Here is a 17439-nt window from a genome sequence, read left to right as displayed (position 1 = left end):
CGCTAACCCGCGCTGGCTTCCATATCATCCTGTTGGCGCTTTGGGGCATGACGTAAAACCAAATCCGCCAGTAAACGAGAACAGGGTCCTGTTTTCTCCCCTTTTGGCAACACCAAGTACAGCGAACCTTTGCGGCATGTGCTGCCTTTCAGCTCCAATTTACGTAACGAGCCTTTTTGCATCGCGCGTTTAGCAATATAGGGTGGCAACCAACAAAAGCCTAATCCCGAACGAACAAGCCGTAACGCCTCATCAAAATGACTCACCGTCCATCGTTGTTCAGCCTTTAACCAGCCGCCTTCTTCTGCGGGTTGATTCGCAGTATCGCGGATGACAATCTGTAGATGCTGCGCCAACTGATCCTGCGAAATAGGCGATGACTGCTGTGCTAACGGATGATCTGGATGACAGACTAAGTCCATGTAGTAGTCGTGAATGGGCTCGCCCAGATAGCCTTTTGGCAATTGATGGGTAATGACCAAATCTGCACTTTCGTTACGGATATGCTCCAACGTACCGGTGAGCACCGTGTCTTCAATCGTTAGCCGAGACCCGCGGCCATGCTCTTGAAAATCTTTTAACGCTGGAATTAAATCGTTGCGGTCAAAAACCATTTCTAACGCCAGTTTAATCTCTGGTTCCCAGCCTTGCTCCATGTTGCACGCTAGCTGCTCGAGCTCATACACCGTTTGGCTCAATTGTCGCGAGCGGCGCAGCATCACTTCACCGACATGAGTGAGTTCTGCTTTGCGGCCTCGGATCTCAAGCAATTGCACGCCCAATACTTGTTGTAGCTTCGACACTGCGTGATTTAACGAGGACTGACTTTTATTTAACTTCTCTGCTGCATGTGCATAGCCACCACAGTCTACAACCGCTTGTAAAATGCGCCATTGTTCCAAAGTGGACTTAGCTCTGTAGTGTGGCATAGGATTAATGTCTAACCTCTTGTCTGACGATTAAATTGTCGCTTTAACGATTGCACGGATGGGTGCTTGATATCCCTCAATAGTCTTTTTTGGGTCATTTGGATCAAGAAAATCTTTTAAAGATTCACCCGTCATCCACTCGGTTGATCGCTGTTCATCAAGTGTGGTGGGGTTATGGTCGACAATTTCGGGATTTTTAAACCCTAAACGTTCGAGCCAGACACAGAGTGCTTTGGCGCTTGGTAAAAACCACACATTACGCATCTGAGCATAACGCTCGCCTGGCATCATCACGGTGGTTTCGTCGCCCTCGACCACAATCGTTTCTAGTATTAATTGTCCACCTGATCTTAAAAGACTTTTAAGTTGTTGTAAAAACTCAAGTGGCGAGCGACGATGATACAACACGCCCATGCTAAAAACCGTATCAAAACTTTGAAGTGAGGGCATATGCTCAATTCCGACCGGAAAGTAATGTGCGCGGTCACCGATGGATGGTGGCATCATCTGCTTTATTGCCTGAAACTGCGTCAAGAACAGCTCACCTGGGTCAATCCCCCAAACCTCCGAAGCGCCTGCCTCTAACATCCTCCAAAGGTGATAACCACTGCCACAGCCCACATCTAACACCTGCTTGCCGCTGAGGTCGTTTAAATGCGGTTGCACGCGTTGCCACTTCCAGTCAGAACGCCATTCGGTGTCGATGAATAGTCCAAATAAATCGAAAGGTCCTTTGCGCCAAGGTTGTAACTGTTTTAACAAACCATTCATTCGCGCGCGGTCTGAGTCACTGGCTTGCTCGGGCAAACCAACTTGCACTGTATCGCCCAAACTGGCGTGATCCGTGTCAAGTTGAGGTAACTGCTTAAGCACACGTTGCCACTTCTTAAACTCGCCATGAGGTGACTGTAAAAACGAATTTAACTGCTGGGGCAATGTGGTTAACCATTGGCGGTGAGGGCTTTGAGCCAGTGCGCTGAGATCCTTAGCAAACATCTCCATGAATTATTCTCCTTTAACGGCCATCATCGCGACGAAATTAAAGCACTGTAACCACACACCCGAATGCGCAAAGCCCGCGTCCTGAAAGCGCGCGAAGTGAGTATCTAGGCTATCAATTTTCATTACATTTTCTATCGCTGCGCGTTTTTGGCTGATCTCAAGCTCGCTATAGCCGTTGGCGCGCTTGAAGTCATGGTGAAGCTCAACTAATGTATCGTGAATGTGTTTATCCGTGTGGGCGACTTTTTCGGCGACTAATAGCACACCGCCTGGGTTTAAACCTGAATAAATTTTCTGAATAAGCGCGTTTCTGTCTTCTTTTGGCACAAATTGCAGTGTAAAATTCAGCACCACGATTGAGGCGTTTTCAATGGATGTGTCTTGCACGTTTTCACAATTGAACGTGACAGGAATATCACTTTTAAAGCCTTGTAAGTGCAAACGTGCGCGGTCAATCATGGGTTGCGAGTTATCGACGGCGATAATCTGATTACCCTGACTTTTTTCGCAGCCTTTGCGCAGGGCTAACGTTGCTGCACCCAGTGAACAGCCAAGGTCATACACATTTGTGTTATTTTGACTATAACGTTCAGCCAGTTGTGGTAATGTTTGTATGATCGTAGCGTAGCCGGGCACTGAACGATTAATCATATCCGGAAAGACTTCAACGACATGTTCGTCAAAACGAAAGTCACCAACGCTGGGTAAAGCTTTTGAGTAAATTGTATCCTGCTGACTCATAAGAAATAACTGTGTTTAGGCGGCATAAAATATACGCGTAGTTTAACGCTAAATCGCTCTGAGGCACAGAATAAACAAGAATAAAAGCTGAACGGTAAAGATGAATCGCAATCAGACATTACTATCAACCCTAGGTTTTCGCGCCAATGCAAGGAAGCAAGGTAAAATGAGACTATTTAAATACCTAGCGGGATATCTCGGAATTTTCTGGGTCAATGCGGTTTTAGCTACGACAGGAAGTTCAGTAGATACCAATGACTGGCTCGAAGAGCACCAGTCAATTCGAGTCGGTGTCCCGCAAAATCTCATGCCATTGATTGGTATCGAAAACGGCGAAGGCGTTGGTTTTGATGCCGACATGCTGCGACTTATTTCGCAACACCTATCGGTTGAGTTGAAATGGACCCCTTGTGGTTCGTGGAGCCAATGCTTGATTGCGCTCGAGCAGCGCAATATTGATATCTTACCCAGCATGTCATATTCTGAGGGCCGCTCGCGCTACGCCAGCTTTACGCAACGGTATTGGTCAATGCCGTGGGCAGTGCTTTATCTTAATAAAGACGCCCTCGATTCAACCGGCAGCGTCAACGTGGGCAACTTACGCGGTCAGCGTCTAGGTATCATTCAAGATTACAGTGTGGTCTCGTTGTTGCGTAATCAGCGTGGTACCGAAGTCATCGAATATCCCGAAATCGACCAAGCCATTACTGCGCTTAAAGATAGCCAAATTAACGTTTACGTTGATAGCCTGCCGATACTCGTGTTCGAGTTACAAAGACAACCCATTGCTAACGCGCAACTTGAAGTCCTCGATGACGCGCCTGGACAAGATCTATTTTTTGGCGTGCGCAGTGATTGGCAGCCATTAGTGGTCACCCTTAACAAAGGCATCGATAACATTACCCAAAGCCAACAAAACCAGTTACGTAACAAGTGGTATGGATACGAGCTGCAAACCGGTTGGAGCGACGAAGAGCTGCTACAAATTGCCTTGAAGGTGGGTTCCGGTGTTGTGCTGGTGTTTTTGTTTATTGCCTTTAGAAATAGCCGTCTGCGTCGCGAGGTTAAATTGCGTAAGGATGCCGAGAAACGCATCCGTTACGTTGCAACCCACGATGAGTTGACGGGGTTGCCGAACCGCAAATTATTGTCAGACCGATTAGACCAAGCCATTCTGCAAGCGGAGCGCTCGAATAAAGCCTTTGCCATTATGTTCTTGGATTTAGACGGCTTTAAACAAATTAACGACCAGTACGGCCACGAAGTGGGCGATGAACTGCTGATCCACGCTTCCCAGCGTATGCAGAGCCTATTGCGTCGCTCTGATACCGTGTGTCGTTATGGTGGCGATGAGTTTGTCGTGTTGCTACCCACCACCCCAACCACCAGTGCCGCACTGGCTGTGGCGCGTAAATTGGTGGTGCATATCGCACGCCCATATCAAATTGGCCAGCACATGCTCGAAGTCAGCACCAGTATTGGTGTGAGCTTATTCCCGCAACATGGCAGTGATGAAAACGCCTTATTGCGAGCGGCCGATAAAGCCATGTACGCGGCAAAAGATGCCGGTAAAAACGATGTCAGGTTAGCCGCGCCTTAACTCGGATGACATTAGCGCCTATTTCGCTATAATATGCGCTTTAATCATTTAGCAGAATAAAAGGTGTGAAAGGCGCATGCGAACGCATTACTGTGGGCAGGTGACTGCCGAACTAGCCGAACAAGAAGTGACTTTATGTGGTTGGGTCAACAAACGTCGCGATTTAGGTGGCTTGATCTTTATCGATCTACGTGACCGCGAAGGCTTGGTTCAAGTGGTATTTGACCCCGATCAAAATGCCCTGTTTGAGCAAGCAAACCGCCTGCGCCAAGAGTTCTGTGTACAAATCCACGGTAAAGTAAACCGTCGTCCAGACAGCCAAGTGAACGCCAACATGAAAACTGGCGAAGTCGAGATCATTGCCAACGATCTGACTATCTTGAGCCGTTCAGAACCGCTACCTATCGATTTTAACTCGCAAGTAAGCGAAGAAGCACGTTTACGTTATCGTTATCTGGATTTGCGTCGTCCGCAGATGAACCAGAACCTGCAGTTCCGTGCCAAAGTCGCCAGTGCCGTGCGTCGTTTCCTCGATGACAGTGGCTTTTTAGATATCGAAACACCGATGCTGACCCGTGCGACTCCAGAAGGTGCGCGTGATTACTTGGTACCAAGCCGTACCCACAAAGGTCGTTTCTTTGCCTTGCCACAAAGTCCGCAGTTGTTTAAACAATTGCTAATGATGTCGGGCTTTGACCGCTACTATCAGATCGTAAAGTGCTTCCGTGATGAAGACTTACGTGCTGACCGTCAGCCAGAATTTACTCAGATCGATATCGAAACCTCGTTCATGAGCGCAGAGCAGGTGATGGAAGTCACCGAAACCATGACACGTCAATTGTTCCAACAATTATTGGATATCGATTTAGGCAAGTTCCCGACCATGACCTGGCACGAAGCCATGCGTCGCTTTGGTTCGGACAAGCCAGACTTACGTAACCCGTTAGAGTTAGTCGATGTCGCTGACCTGTTAAAAGACGTTGAATTTAAAGTCTTCTCGGGTCCTGCAAACGACGAGAAAGGACGCGTTGCAGTGATTCGCTTACCGGGTCAGGCAGATAACGTATCGCGCAAGATGATCGACGAATACACCCAATTTGTTGGCATCTATGGCGCTAAAGGCTTGGCATGGATCAAAGTGAACGATCTCAGCCAGGGTCGTGATGGCTTGCAGTCGCCGATCCTGAAGTTCTTGCCCGATGAGGCACTGAACGCGATTCTTGAGCGTACTGAAGCCGCCACGGGTGACATCTTGTTCTTTGGTTCAGATAAAGCCAATGTCGTCGCCGAAGCGATGGGCGCGTTGCGTCTCAAGCTGGGCGAAACGTTCGAATTGGTGAGCGACGAATGGCGTCCGCTGTGGGTGGTTGACTTCCCAATGTTCGAAGAAGACGACGAAGGTCGTTTAGCCGCGATGCACCATCCATTCACGGCACCGGTCAACGTTACGCCAGAAGAGCTAAAAGCAAACCCTGCGCAAGCGCTGTCTAATGCGTACGACATGGTACTTAACGGCGTTGAAGTCGGCGGTGGTTCTGTACGTATTCACGATAATGCTATGCAGCAAGCCGCGTTCGAAGTCTTGGGCATTGGCGCTGAAGAGGCGAAAGAGAAGTTCGGTTTCTTACTCGAGGCGCTCAAGTACGGTACACCACCACACGCCGGTTTAGCCTTTGGTCTTGACCGCTTAGTGATGCTGATGGTGGGCGCAAGCTCAATCCGTGACGTGATCGCGTTCCCGAAAACCACCACGGCTGCCTGTGTGCTTACCGATGCACCTGGGTTGGCTAACCCAGACGCGTTGCAAGAGCTCGGCGTTAAGAGTACGGTGGAAGACAAAGACGAATAGCAACAAATGGAGTGAGACATGGCAGGTCATTCCAAATGGGCCAACATAAAACATCGTAAAGCCGCGCAAGACGCAAAGCGCGGCAAAATCTTTACCAAATTGATTCGAGAAATCACCGTCTCTGCAAGGCAGGGCGGTGGTGATCCCGAAACCAATCCACGCTTGCGTGCGGCGATTGATAAAGCGCTGTCTAATAACATGAAGCGCGACACCATTGATACAGCGGTTAAGCGCGGTTCGGGCGAACTCGAAGGTGAAAACGTTGAAGAGTTGACCTACGAGGGCTATGGCCCCAGCGGCGTGGCTATCTTACTCGAATGCATGACGGATAACCGCAATCGCACGGTGTCAGAAGTGCGTCACGCGTTTAATAAATTTAACGGCAACCTGGGTACGGATGGCTCGGTGGCGTATCTGTTTAATAAACGTGGCGTGATCAGTTATGGTAGCGAGACCAGCGAAGAAACCATCTTGGAGCCCGCGATTGAGGCGGGTGCCGATGATGTGTTGAACCATGGCGATGGTCATATCGATGTGTTTACCAGCCCTGATGCCTTTGGTGCCGTCAAAGACGCGCTAGATGCCACAGGCGCCGAGGCGACCAACGCTGAAGTGACCATGGTGCCCGATACCAAAGTCGACTTAGATGAAGACGGCGCTCGCACCTTCCTCAAACTACTCGACGCACTTGAGGATTTAGACGATGTGCAAAACGCCTACCATAACGCTGATATCTCGGATGACGTATTGGCATCACTGGATGAGTAACCCGCGATGAGCGTGATCCTTGGCATTGATCCAGGCTCACGTTTAACGGGCTTTGGGGTTATCCAGCAGCAAGGGCGACATTTATCTTATATTGCCAGTGGTTGCATTCGTGCAACAGGCACCACCGCGCAACCACTGAGCCTCGCCGAAAAACTCAAACGCATACATAACAGCGTGGTTGAACTGATCACTCAGTACCAACCCGATGAATTTGCGATTGAGCAAGTATTCATGGCACGCAACCCAGATTCTGCGTTAAAGTTAGGGCAAGCGCGAGGTGCAGCGATAGTGGCCGCAGCGTGTGCCGATTTACCGGTTGCCGAGTATAGCGCGCGGCAAATAAAGCAGGCGGTGGTGGGCAATGGCGGTGCCGATAAAACACAAGTGCAACACATGGTGATGGCATTACTCAATTTGAGTAAATCCCCCCAAGCCGATGCCGCTGACGCATTAGCGGTGGCGTTGTGTCACGCACACAGCGCGCAAAGTTTAATTAAAATGTCTGGCGCAGCACGCAAAATCGTGCGCGGTCGTTTACGTCGTTAGCACGGGCATTCACTAGAATAACAAAGAGGATATCCAGTGATCGGACAAATTCGTGGCACCTTGATAAGTAAGCAACCCCCGGAAGTATTAGTCGATGTGCAAGGGGTGGGCTATGAAATTCAATTGCCGATGACCTGCTTTTATCAGCTGCCCGCCACCGGAGAGCCTGTCACCTTGGTGACACATTTTGTGGTGCGTGAGGACGCGCAATTATTATATGGCTTTAACTCGCTCGCCGAGCGCAGTTTGTTTAGACTATTAATTAAAACCCAAGGTGTGGGACCTAAGCTGGCGCTGGCTATCCTATCAGGTATGAACGCCGATGAGTTTGTCTGGGCAGTGAATCAAAACGATGTCAGCCGCTTGGTGAAATTACCGGGTGTGGGTAAGAAAACTGCGGAGCGCTTGGTTATCGAGATGCGTGACCGCTTAAAAGATTGGCAGGGTTCCAGTACGCCCGCCACCGATGCCGCACCCTTGGATAGCATCACTGGTGATGCGCTGGTGCATCCAGCGGATGCACGAGCCGATGCCTTGAGCGCATTGCTCGCACTCGGTTATAAGCCGGTGCAGGCCGAGAAAGCATTAAAAGCCGTGTACCAACAGGGCGAAAGCAGCGAAACATTGATTCGTAGCGCGCTTAAACAATTGTCTTAATAGGCCGAACAGCCTTTGGAATAGGTTATGATTGAAGCAGATCACATCCCCAGTCACCGCATTATCGAAGCCGATGTACAGGGTGACGATGAAGCCATTGACCGTGCCATTCGTCCGAAGAAGCTCGCCGACTACACCGGGCAAAAACACGTGGTCGAGCAGATGGAAATCTTTATCGAGGCGGCGCGTAAACGCGAAGAAGCGCTCGATCATCTGCTGATTTTTGGTCCGCCCGGCTTAGGCAAAACCACGTTGGCCAATATCGTGGCGAATGAACTGGATGTGAACATCAAAACCACCTCGGGGCCGGTTCTTGAAAAAGCAGGCGATCTCGCTGCGCTGCTGACTAACCTCGATGCTCATGATGTCCTCTTTATTGATGAAATTCACCGCTTGAGTCCGGTGGTCGAAGAAATCCTCTATCCGGCGATGGAAGACTACCAACTCGACATTATGATAGGCGAGGGGCCGGCAGCACGTTCGATTAAGCTCGATTTGCCGCCATTTACCTTGATTGGTGCAACGACCCGAGCCGGCGCGTTGACATCCCCCTTACGTGACCGCTTTGGTATCGTGCAGCGCTTGGAGTTTTATCAAGTCGAAGAGCTCACCGAAATCATCAAGCGCTCAGCGCACTATATGAACGTCACCATGGATAACGGTGGGGCGCAAGAAATCGCTCGTCGGTCGCGGGGCACGCCGCGTATCGCTAACCGATTATTACGCCGGGTCCGTGATTACGCCGAAGTAAAAGCCGATGGCACCGTTAATCAAGAAGTCGCCAGTGCCGCACTGACCATGGTGGATGTCGACCAAGCCGGTTTTGACTACATGGATAGAAAACTGCTGCTGGCGATTATGGAGAAGTTTTTGGGCGGCCCAGTGGGGTTAGATAACCTAGCCGCAGCCATTGGTGAAGAAAAGGACACCATCGAGGATGTGCTCGAACCTTATTTGATTCAGCAAGGGTTTTTACAGCGTACCCCACGAGGACGTATCGCCACACCGCGGGCATACCGCCACTTTGGCTTGAATCCAAACGCAGAAGAATAACACGATTCAAAAAGGTAAAATTTGAGTAAAAAAAAGCCCGAACCAAATGGAACGGGCAAACAGAACAACAAGAAGGAAGTTAAAAATCCAGGGAACTTACTCTAAGTAATCAAAAAAGTAAGTAACAATCTAAGAAGAAGTGACAACCAATCTCTTCATCTCGATTTAGGGGCTATTATACGCCCAGATGAGCCATCATCAAACTAGAAAAATTACATCTTCAGATTAGAAAAACTAATATGAAGAAATTGTAGATTGTTCGAAAATAGCGCAACAAAAAAGCAACAAAATCAAAAATTGTATACAAAACAGTATGTTAAAATTTGATTGTTTCAAATTTGTCATAAATAAAAGTCTGTTGATATTTTAATCAGAGCAACTTTTTCACACTTTTACAGAGTATTGGGACGAAAGGGTTATTTCTCAAGGAATTTTTATGCAAGAACGTGTCTTTACCTGGCCGATACGGGTCTATTATGAGGATACCGATGCAGGTGGTATCGTTTATTATGCGAACTATCTCAAGTTTATTGAGCGTGCTAGGACAGAATGGTTAAGGTCTTTAGGGATTGAACAGGATAGCTGGTTAGATCACAATAGAGCTTTCGTGGTGCGTCATGTCGATCTCGACTTGCAAGCCGCCGCCAAGTTTAATGCTGAACTGACAGTGACCGTTGTGGTCGAACAGGTCAAGAAAGCGTCCTTGGTGTTTACGCAGCAAGTACGGGGCGCAGATGGTACATTACATTGTCAGGCACGGGTGAAAGCCGCATGTGTCGACAAAGATGCGATGAAAGCGGTCGCAATACCCGATAGTATCTTACAAGCGATAAAAGCAGAGGTTAGTTAGCGTGGAAGCAGAATTGTCCTTTATTGATTTGTTTTTGCAGGCCAGTTTACTGGTTAAATTGGTCATGCTCATGCTATTGGCAATGTCCGTGTGGGGCTGGGTACTCATATTCCAACGTAAAAAGGTCATTGGACAAGCTCACAGCGATGCACTCAAATTCGAAGACCGTTTTTGGTCAGGAGTTGACCTCGCTCGCTTATATCAAGAAATTTCAGCCCGTGCGAAAAACAGTCGCGGTATGGAGCTACTGTTCCACGCCGGCTTTAAAGAATTCGCTCGGCTCAGTAACCACGATAACGCCGATGCACAAACCCGTGTAGAAGGCGCCTTCCGTGCCATGCGCGTTGCCCACGCACGCGAGATGGAAAAACTCGATTCTAACCTCGGTATTTTGGCAACCATCGGCTCAATCAGCCCGTATATCGGCCTGTTTGGTACGGTGTGGGGTATCATGAATGCTTTCATCGCACTCGGTGCCGTAAAACAAGCCACCCTCGCGATGGTCGCACCGGGTATCGCCGAGGCATTGATTGCTACTGCGATGGGTCTGTTCGCGGCGATCCCTGCTGTTATCGCATACAACCGCTTTACCAACCGAGTTGAAAAAGTGGATAACCAGTACATGAACTTTATTGATGAGTTCGTTGCCATCTTGCAACGCCAAACCTTATCAAACGGTAAAAATGTAAAAGGTGACGCGCTATGATGGTGATGCCACGTAAGCGCCGCAAGCCGGTCGCCGAAATCAACGTGGTGCCCTACATCGACGTCATGTTGGTGTTGCTGATTATCTTTATGGTAACCGCACCACTGATAACCCAAGGGGTTAAAGTTGAACTGCCAAAGGCAAGCGCAGAGGCATTGGCAAAGGACACCAATCCACCGTTGGTGGCATCGGTGGATGCCGAAGGTAATTACTACCTGAATCAGGGGACTGACCCTGACGTGCCGATCAGCGCCGATGAAGTCGCGACGTTAGTGGCTGCGCACCTGCAGGTCGAGCCAGAAACCCCGGTCATGGTGAATGGTGATGGGGCGGTATCGTACAATCAAATTGTGCAATTGATGGTACTACTGCAACGCGCTGGCGTACCGTCAGTTGGGCTTATGACAGATTCAGCGGATAATTAGTTGTGGCAAAGTCAGCAGAGAGTTTTAAGTTACCCTTAGCCTACTCGATAGGCATTCACGCGGCGATCGCTGCGGTGTTGTTGGTGAGCTTTGAATTCACTTCGCCTGAGCCGACGCCGATGGAAGTGAATCTAGAACAAAGCGAAATGAATCCGAAGCCGGAAGAAATCGTCAACGCGGTATCTGTCGATAAAGCAGCGGTTGAACGTCAGGTGCAACGGATAAAAGACCAAAAGGCCGCCGAACGCCGAGCTGAGCAACAGCGTATTCAAGAGCTAGAACGCAAAGCAGCAGAAGCGCGTAAAGCACGTGAACGTGAGCAACAACGTTTAGCGCAGATAGCCGAGCAGCAAAAGCAAGAAGAGCAAGAAGCAGCCGAAGCACGTAAGCGTGCCGAGCAAGCGAGAAAAGAAGCCGAGCAATTGGCTGAGCAACGTCGCAAAGAAGAGCAAGCGGCAAAACAAGCCGCAGAGCGTCGCGCGCAAGCCGAACGAGAGGCCGAAGAAGCGGCACGTAAAGCCGAGGAAGAACGCAAACAGCGTGAGGCCGAACGTAAACGTCGCGAAGAAGAAGAGCGTCAGCGTCGGTTAGCGGCAGAACGCGAAGCGCAGTTGCAAAAAGAGATGGAAGAAGAACGCCAACGCCGGTCTGCGGCGCGTCGTCGCCAAGTGTTGAGCGAGTTGGAAAAATACCAAGCGCTGATTCAGCAAACGATTCAGCGCAACTGGAACGTAGACGATTCGATGTCGGGTAAATCCTGTGAGTTGACCATCAGCTTGGCACCGAGTGGGTTCGTCAAGTCGGTGACCACCGGCGCGGGTGACCCATCCGTATGTCGTTCAGCCGAAAACGCGGTGTTAAAAGCCACCACGTTGCCGGTGTCGGAAGACCCAGAAGTCTACCAACAGATGAGTACCATTAAACTAACGGTTAAACCGCAGTTATAAACGTAAGGTGAACCATGAAAAAGCTGTTTTTAAATTTATGTATCTTAGTTATGGCAGTCACGTCGACCGCACGAGCCGGGGTGTTAGAAATTGTCATCACCGAAGGTATCGACAGTGCGCGTCCGATTGCGGTTGTTCCATTTAAATGGTTAGGTGACGGCGAAGCGCCAGGCAACCTTACAGAAGTCATTGCCGCGGATTTAACCCGCAGTGGTAAGTTTAATCCTATCCCGCAATCGGCGATGCCGCAGTATCCTGCCAATGATGAGGAGCTTGATTACTCAGCATGGGCGAAGATGGGCGTCGAAGCCGTGCTGATGGGTACGGTAGAACCTTACTCGGTTGACCGCTACATGGTGAAGTTCCAGTTGGTGGATGTATTACGTGGACAAATCACCGGTGGCGATGCACAGATGCTGAAAAACGGTCAGTTGGTACAAAGCAACGACCACATCTTAGATGCACGCAGCTCGGTCATCGATGGCAACCAATTCCGTCAGTACTCACACCGTATTTCAGATGTGGTCTACGAAGCACTGACGGGTGAGCCGGGTGCTTTTATGACTCGCATTGCCTACGTCACAGTCAACCAAGACGACGAATATCCCTACAAATTACTGGTCGCCGATTATGACGGCGCTAATGAGAAGGTGTTATTACGTAGCCCTGAGCCACTGATGTCACCGTCATGGTCGCCGGATGGTAACAAGTTGGCGTATGTCAGCTTCGAGAACAAGCGCCCGGAGATTTTCGTACAAGACATCTACACCACACGACGTGAGAAAATCACCTCGTTCCCAGGCATCAACGGGAGTCCGGTGTTCTCGCCAGATGGCGATAAAATGGCGATGGTATTGTCAAAAGATGGCAATCCTGAGTTGTATGTCATGGATCTTAAGACTAAAAACTTGCAACGCTTAACGCGGAATCGTACGATTGATACTGAACCAGGTTGGACACCTGACGGTAAATCAATCGTATTCACTTCAGAAAGAGGTGGAAGACCGCAACTATATAGCGTAAATTTATCTTCAGGTGAGGTGCGTCGCTTAACTTTTGAAGGCGAACAAAACTTAGGTGGCACGGTCATGCCATCGGGCGAATCGATGATTTTGGTTAACCGTACAAATGGTAACTATCACATCGCGCGGCAGGAATTCCCGCGGGGTACGATGCAAGTACTGACTCGCACGGCGTTGGACGAATCACCCAGTGTGGCACCTAATGGCAGTATGGTGATATACAGCACTACTCACAATAACAAACAAGTGTTAGCGTTAGTGTCGACAGACGGTCGCTTTAAAGCGCGTTTGCCGGCCAGTAGCGGTGAAGTGAAGTCACCATCGTGGTCGCCATTTATGTAAGTGCTTGTAAAAGTACTATAAAAGTAGTGTAAGCTTGTGCACGATCGCGCAAGTTTTAATCAAAATTAGTTTAGTAAACCGAACGGTTTGATCAACTGGATAACGATAAGGATCATTAGGATGCAGCTCAACAAATTATTAAAAGCTCTGGCGATTGCCGTTCCAATGGCAACATTAGCCGCATGTAGCTCTAACTCAAGCACTGATTCAGGCATGGGTGCAGGTCAGGAAACGAACCAATCTTCTGAATCTGGCGAGCAGTCAGGTGTACAAGTGGGTTCAGCTGACCGTGCTAAGACGCCTGAAGAAGTTCGTGAAGAACAGATGGAAGCGCTACGTAAAGAGCACATCATCTACTTTGCATTTGACCGTTCATCAGTTCAATCTGAGTATGCAGAGTTGCTTGCAGCACACGCTGACTACTTAGTTAAGAACCCGAACGTCACCATCGTTATCGAAGGTCACGCCGACGAACGTGGTACGCCAGAGTACAACATCGCATTGGGCGAGCGTCGTGCAAAAGCGGTTGAAGATTACCTAACTAACTTAGGTGTACAAGATTCACAAATCTCAACCGTTTCTTATGGCGAAGAGAAGCCATTAGTGAACGCTTCGAACGAACGTGCGTACGCGAAAAACCGTCGCGCAGTATTGGTTTACTAATAGCCACTTCGACGTTTAACTAAATAAAACGGATAGTTCATGAAAAAATCATTATTGGCTATCTGTCTACTGATGCCTGCCGCCGCTATGGCGCAGGCACCAGTGTCCAGCCTAAATCAGTCAGCCAGTTCACTTGAGCAACGCCTAGCCACCATCGAGCGCATGCTTGATGCGCGTCAGGGCGCTCAGCTCGAAATGCTTAATACCTTGTCTTCATTGCAACAAGACGTCGCTGAACTTCGTGGTATCACCGAAGAGCACGAGTACCGTCTTGAGCAGCTGTTAGAGCGTCAGCGCGAAATCTACCAAGAGATCGATCGTCGTTTTAGTCAGCTTAAACAGCAAGGTGGCGGATCGTCTTACAGCATGGACGATATGCAGACGGTACCGACTTCAAGCGATTCAGGTGGTAGTAGCGCATCCAGTAACGGAAGCAGCGGCTACAGCGCGAATATGAGCGAGAATGACGCCTATGACAAAGCCATCGCCTTAGTACTTGAAGATAAGCGCTACGATGCCGCAATACCGGCGTTCGAATCCTTCTTGCAGAACTTCCCTAATTCAACCTACGTGCCAAACGCACATTATTGGTTGGGTCAGCTGTTGTATGCGCAACAAGAGTACCAGAAGGCGCATGACCACTTTAAACAAGTGGTAGATAACTACCCAGACAGCAATAAGCGCGCAGACTGCTTATTGAAGTTAGGCGTTATTGCAGCTGAGCAAGGCAAAACAGCCGATGCCAAGACGTTTTATCAGCGAGTACTGAACGAGTATTCGGACAGTACCGAAGCGAATTTGGCGAAGCAACGCCTGTCAAACCTGTAACATCGGCCCAACAACTGATCGAATAGTAAGCAGTCAGACAAAAAACTGAAATTATCAGTTGCATCACAGCGTTATTTAAGTAAACTATGCCGCCGTTGCCAAGGACAAATGTGGCAACGGAGGCAGTACTAGAAAGTGGGTTGTTAGCTCAGTTGGTAGAGCAGTTGACTTTTAATCAATTGGTCGCAGGTTCGAATCCTGCACAACCCACCACTTCTTTCGCCTTTACCAGACGATGTAAAATGCGCACTCCGCGCTTTTACGTAACTTGCGCATTCTGCGCAAGCACATGATGGGTTGTCCGTAGCTTGCGCTTTCAGCGCAAGGAAAGATATCCGAAAAATGGGTTGTTAGCTCAGTTGGTAGAGCAGTTGACTTTTAATCAATTGGTCGCAGGTTCGAATCCTGCACAACCCACCATCTCCTTTCTTATTTTCTTTTTATCATCCCTCTTTATTTGATCTTAACTTTTAAATGCGCTCTAATCTGATTATTCTTTCGTATATCCTCGAGTTACGAAAAAGTCCGCAATTAAAAAAATAATTCAAAAAATAGAGGTCATATGGACATAACCCTTACCCAAATCATGATTGCCGTTTTGGTATTTGGAATTATCTCCCTGGCTATAAATATTCTAATATTTAGAAAGGCTAATAATTTAGAGCTAGGGTTAAGTAGCCAAGCTGCCAGCATAAGGAATCTTGAAGAGTCTTTGGAACTGTTCGAGGAAAATATTTCCAGTAAACTAATTGAACTTGACTCTGCACTTAAGAAGCAGTTCAAAGAGCTCGACAGAGTTCAACAGTCAAACGTTTCACAGCTCAAATCCTCTCACGAACAACACGCTCAATATGTTAGTGACACGGTCAAAGAAGCCTTTGCTTCGTTAGATAGACGCCAAGCTGCATACTCATTCAAGAGTAAGCAGGAAAACCTCGCAAACATTGAACAGCTGACAAACCTTATACAAACGTTGCGTTTGAACAACTTAGTAGAGCTCACCAATGAGGTGGCGCGTCATCAAGATCTTAAGATAGAGAATGAAGAGTTCGTCAAGCGTTTGGGTGACTGTAAAGTGACTCGTATCGAAGACAAGTATTCAGGCCAAATTACTCAAATTTACTATGAGAACAACATCAAGCGGAGTAGTGATACGTTTGCTGGTGACTCTTTGAAATATCAAATGTTTTATAACGCATCACGACAACCAGAGCGTGGATTAGAGTTTAACTCAGAAGGACAAACAATCTTCGAGTATCTTTATGATGAAACTGGCGAGGTTGAGTCGCAAAACGCATTTGAGTATGACGATAAAGGAAATCAAGTAAATAAAGAGCATACAAGCTACTAAGGAGTGGAGTTGTGTTCCTGTCTGAGTTGAATATTGGAGAGAAAAAGAACTTTTTAGAGCTGGCCTATTACTCAATGGGGCTTAACGGTGAACATAAGGATGTGGAGTCGTTGGTATTTGACTCATTTGTACATGAGTGTGAGTTACCCGGTTACACGCTTCAAAAACAAGATAAAATCGAGTCCATAGTAAAGGTGCTAAGCAAATCTTCTACTAAGCATAAGAAGATTTTGCTTATTGAGCTCTACGGGATTTTGCTTGCCGACGGTGAAGTTTGTATGAGTGAAGCTGATTTCATGCAGAATTTGGCCAAGGCATTTGGCTTTGATAGCGCAGAAGTGGAAAGGCTTCAAAACTGGGTAGAGGAAATGAATAGTTTGGTCGAAAAAGGCTACGAATTACTTAACTAAAGCCTAAAGGAATTGCTTATGAATTTTGTAAAACGAGCGTGTAGTAAAGCGTGGAACGCCGTTACTGGCAAGAAGTACGCGATACAAGCTGAAGAGCTTTATAGCAAGACTAAAGAAAAATACGAAGCGGCTTGCGACCACTATCAGAAACAGGTAGGGCAAGTCGGGAAATCCATTGAACAACGCGTGAGCAGAATTAACCAGTATAAATTAGATATATACGAGGTGCATTTCGAGCGTTTTAAGAACATCGCGAGACGACTGAAGAATGTGACAATACAAGGTCAACCATTCGAAGAGTTGTTCGACGATAGTATTCTCGAGATAAAGCAGCATGTGGAGCTGCGAGAACAGAATGAATTGATGCTGATCGATTTTGATAATATGAGCTTTCTCGAAACAGCTGGGATGATTCTAACGCTTGGAATTTTTTCGCGTAAGAAAGCAAAAGAATCATTGGCTAATGTTAAAGAGGAAGCTGCACGGATAGACGAAGAAATTGAAAAGATGACTACCCAGCTGACCCAGCTCAGTGTCGTCCTAAAATCGATAGATGCTGTGGTTGGGTATTTCGATTCGCTGATACTCAATTACGAAAAACTATTACAGCGTTTTGAATGGGGTGTTCAATCGCAACGCGTTTATCAAATGAGTGGAGAGTGTTCAATATTCTGTGTCAGCCAAGTTTTCATAAATCTATGTGGCCATCCAGTCGACCTTCAAAGTGGATGGTTAGCTGAGACAGTGTCA

General features: G+C 48.1%; 19 protein-coding genes and 2 tRNA genes. 18 read left to right on the top strand and 3 right to left on the bottom strand.

The annotated features are described in order from the left end of the window. Window positions 1–2: 2 nt before the first annotated feature. From DFP83_RS06825 to cmoA, 3 genes are read right to left on the bottom strand one after another with little or no spacing between them, the layout of a single operon-like run. Window positions 3–929, bottom strand: a complete 927-nt coding sequence (locus DFP83_RS06825; protein WP_110574271.1) for a LysR family transcriptional regulator — start codon at window positions 927–929, stop codon at window positions 3–5. Between the two features lie 30 nt (window positions 930–959). Further along, a complete protein-coding gene (cmoB, locus tag DFP83_RS06820; protein WP_110574270.1) occupies window positions 960–1931 on the bottom strand; it encodes a tRNA 5-methoxyuridine(34)/uridine 5-oxyacetic acid(34) synthase CmoB in 972 nt (323 codons plus the stop codon). Window positions 1932–1934: 3 nt separating this feature from the next. After that, window positions 1935–2672: a carboxy-S-adenosyl-L-methionine synthase CmoA gene (gene cmoA, locus DFP83_RS06815; RefSeq protein WP_110574269.1), complete on the bottom strand. Its 738-nt coding sequence runs from the start codon at window positions 2670–2672 to the stop codon at window positions 1935–1937. A 166-nt stretch (window positions 2673–2838) separates the two neighbouring features. On the opposite strand from cmoA, the gene DFP83_RS06810 reads away from it, so the two are divergent. The 18 genes from DFP83_RS06810 to DFP83_RS06720 all read left to right on the top strand — a co-directional run. Beyond that, window positions 2839–4272, top strand: a complete 1434-nt coding sequence (locus tag DFP83_RS06810) for a diguanylate cyclase domain-containing protein (protein ID WP_110574268.1) — start codon at window positions 2839–2841, stop codon at window positions 4270–4272. A 76-nt stretch (window positions 4273–4348) separates the two neighbouring features. After that, window positions 4349–6121, top strand: a complete 1773-nt coding sequence (gene aspS, locus DFP83_RS06805) for an aspartate--tRNA ligase (protein ID WP_110574267.1) — start codon at window positions 4349–4351, stop codon at window positions 6119–6121. Window positions 6122–6139: 18 nt separating this feature from the next. Beyond that, entirely contained in the window at window positions 6140–6889 is a 750-nt protein-coding gene (locus DFP83_RS06800; protein ID WP_110574266.1) for a YebC/PmpR family DNA-binding transcriptional regulator, read from the top strand. 6 nt (window positions 6890–6895) lie between these two features. Beyond that, on the top strand, window positions 6896–7435 hold the full coding sequence (gene ruvC, locus DFP83_RS06795; protein ID WP_071463344.1) for a crossover junction endodeoxyribonuclease RuvC: 540 nt from the start codon (window positions 6896–6898) through the stop codon (window positions 7433–7435). A gap of 36 nt (window positions 7436–7471) precedes the next feature. Then, complete coding sequence (gene ruvA, locus DFP83_RS06790) at window positions 7472–8092, top strand: Holliday junction branch migration protein RuvA (protein ID WP_110574265.1); 621 nt, start codon at window positions 7472–7474, stop codon at window positions 8090–8092. 27 nt (window positions 8093–8119) lie between these two features. Beyond that, window positions 8120–9145 carry a Holliday junction branch migration DNA helicase RuvB gene (gene ruvB / locus DFP83_RS06785; RefSeq protein WP_110574264.1) on the top strand — a complete coding sequence of 342 codons (1026 nt, stop codon included), beginning with the start codon at window positions 8120–8122 and terminating at the stop codon, window positions 9143–9145. Window positions 9146–9581: 436 nt separating this feature from the next. Further along, window positions 9582–9995, top strand: a complete 414-nt coding sequence (gene ybgC, locus DFP83_RS06780; protein ID WP_110574263.1) for a tol-pal system-associated acyl-CoA thioesterase — start codon at window positions 9582–9584, stop codon at window positions 9993–9995. Window position 9996: 1 nt separating this feature from the next. Continuing rightward, entirely contained in the window at window positions 9997–10701 is a 705-nt protein-coding gene (gene tolQ, locus DFP83_RS06775; protein ID WP_110574262.1) for a protein TolQ, read from the top strand. Window positions 10702–10703: 2 nt separating this feature from the next. After that, complete coding sequence (gene tolR, locus DFP83_RS06770; RefSeq protein WP_181416387.1) at window positions 10704–11126, top strand: protein TolR; 423 nt, start codon at window positions 10704–10706, stop codon at window positions 11124–11126. A 2-nt stretch (window positions 11127–11128) separates the two neighbouring features. Beyond that, window positions 11129–12073 carry a cell envelope integrity protein TolA gene (gene tolA, locus DFP83_RS06765; RefSeq protein ID WP_241971607.1) on the top strand — a complete coding sequence of 315 codons (945 nt, stop codon included), beginning with the start codon at window positions 11129–11131 and terminating at the stop codon, window positions 12071–12073. Window positions 12074–12087: 14 nt separating this feature from the next. Continuing rightward, window positions 12088–13437, top strand: a complete 1350-nt coding sequence (gene tolB / locus DFP83_RS06760; RefSeq protein WP_110574260.1) for a Tol-Pal system beta propeller repeat protein TolB — start codon at window positions 12088–12090, stop codon at window positions 13435–13437. A 120-nt stretch (window positions 13438–13557) separates the two neighbouring features. Next, window positions 13558–14100: a peptidoglycan-associated lipoprotein Pal gene (pal, locus tag DFP83_RS06755; protein ID WP_110574259.1), complete on the top strand. Its 543-nt coding sequence runs from the start codon at window positions 13558–13560 to the stop codon at window positions 14098–14100. A gap of 39 nt (window positions 14101–14139) precedes the next feature. Then, window positions 14140–14928: a tol-pal system protein YbgF gene (ybgF, locus tag DFP83_RS06750; RefSeq protein WP_110574258.1), complete on the top strand. Its 789-nt coding sequence runs from the start codon at window positions 14140–14142 to the stop codon at window positions 14926–14928. Between the two features lie 137 nt (window positions 14929–15065). Then, window positions 15066–15141: transfer RNA gene (locus DFP83_RS06745), tRNA-Lys, on the top strand. Between the two features lie 131 nt (window positions 15142–15272). Continuing rightward, window positions 15273–15348: transfer RNA gene (locus tag DFP83_RS06735), tRNA-Lys, on the top strand. Window positions 15349–15490: 142 nt separating this feature from the next. Further along, entirely contained in the window at window positions 15491–16279 is a 789-nt protein-coding gene (locus DFP83_RS06730; RefSeq protein WP_126753153.1) for a hypothetical protein, read from the top strand. Window positions 16280–16290: 11 nt separating this feature from the next. After that, window positions 16291–16689: a tellurite resistance TerB family protein gene (locus DFP83_RS06725; RefSeq protein WP_110574256.1), complete on the top strand. Its 399-nt coding sequence runs from the start codon at window positions 16291–16293 to the stop codon at window positions 16687–16689. An 18-nt stretch (window positions 16690–16707) separates the two neighbouring features. Further along, window positions 16708–17439 (top strand): hypothetical protein (locus tag DFP83_RS06720; protein ID WP_110574255.1); only part of this gene is annotated, 732 nt, incomplete at its 3' end.

The sequence above is a fragment of the Idiomarina fontislapidosi genome, from assembly GCF_003226255.1.
GTDB classification, from domain to species: Bacteria; Pseudomonadota; Gammaproteobacteria; order Enterobacterales; family Alteromonadaceae; genus Idiomarina; species Idiomarina fontislapidosi.
This window is presented reverse-complemented; position numbering and strand designations above follow the sequence as displayed.

Coding starts and splice junctions, on each gene's coding strand:
- cmoB (WP_110574270.1), bottom strand. CDS start 1,931: ATGGAGATGTTTGCTAAGGATCTCAGCGCACTGGCTCAAAGCCCTCAC.
- DFP83_RS06730 (WP_126753153.1), top strand. CDS start 15,491: ATGGACATAACCCTTACCCAAATCATGATTGCCGTTTTGGTATTTGGA.
- cmoA (WP_110574269.1), bottom strand. CDS start 2,672: ATGAGTCAGCAGGATACAATTTACTCAAAAGCTTTACCCAGCGTTGGT.
- tolB (WP_110574260.1), top strand. CDS start 12,088: ATGAAAAAGCTGTTTTTAAATTTATGTATCTTAGTTATGGCAGTCACG.
- ybgC (WP_110574263.1), top strand. CDS start 9,582: ATGCAAGAACGTGTCTTTACCTGGCCGATACGGGTCTATTATGAGGAT.
- DFP83_RS06825 (WP_110574271.1), bottom strand. CDS start 929: ATGCCACACTACAGAGCTAAGTCCACTTTGGAACAATGGCGCATTTTA.
- ruvB (WP_110574264.1), top strand. CDS start 8,120: ATGATTGAAGCAGATCACATCCCCAGTCACCGCATTATCGAAGCCGAT.
- DFP83_RS06800 (WP_110574266.1), top strand. CDS start 6,140: ATGGCAGGTCATTCCAAATGGGCCAACATAAAACATCGTAAAGCCGCG.
- pal (WP_110574259.1), top strand. CDS start 13,558: ATGCAGCTCAACAAATTATTAAAAGCTCTGGCGATTGCCGTTCCAATG.
- aspS (WP_110574267.1), top strand. CDS start 4,349: ATGCGAACGCATTACTGTGGGCAGGTGACTGCCGAACTAGCCGAACAA.
- ruvC (WP_071463344.1), top strand. CDS start 6,896: ATGAGCGTGATCCTTGGCATTGATCCAGGCTCACGTTTAACGGGCTTT.
- ybgF (WP_110574258.1), top strand. CDS start 14,140: ATGAAAAAATCATTATTGGCTATCTGTCTACTGATGCCTGCCGCCGCT.
- DFP83_RS06810 (WP_110574268.1), top strand. CDS start 2,839: ATGAGACTATTTAAATACCTAGCGGGATATCTCGGAATTTTCTGGGTC.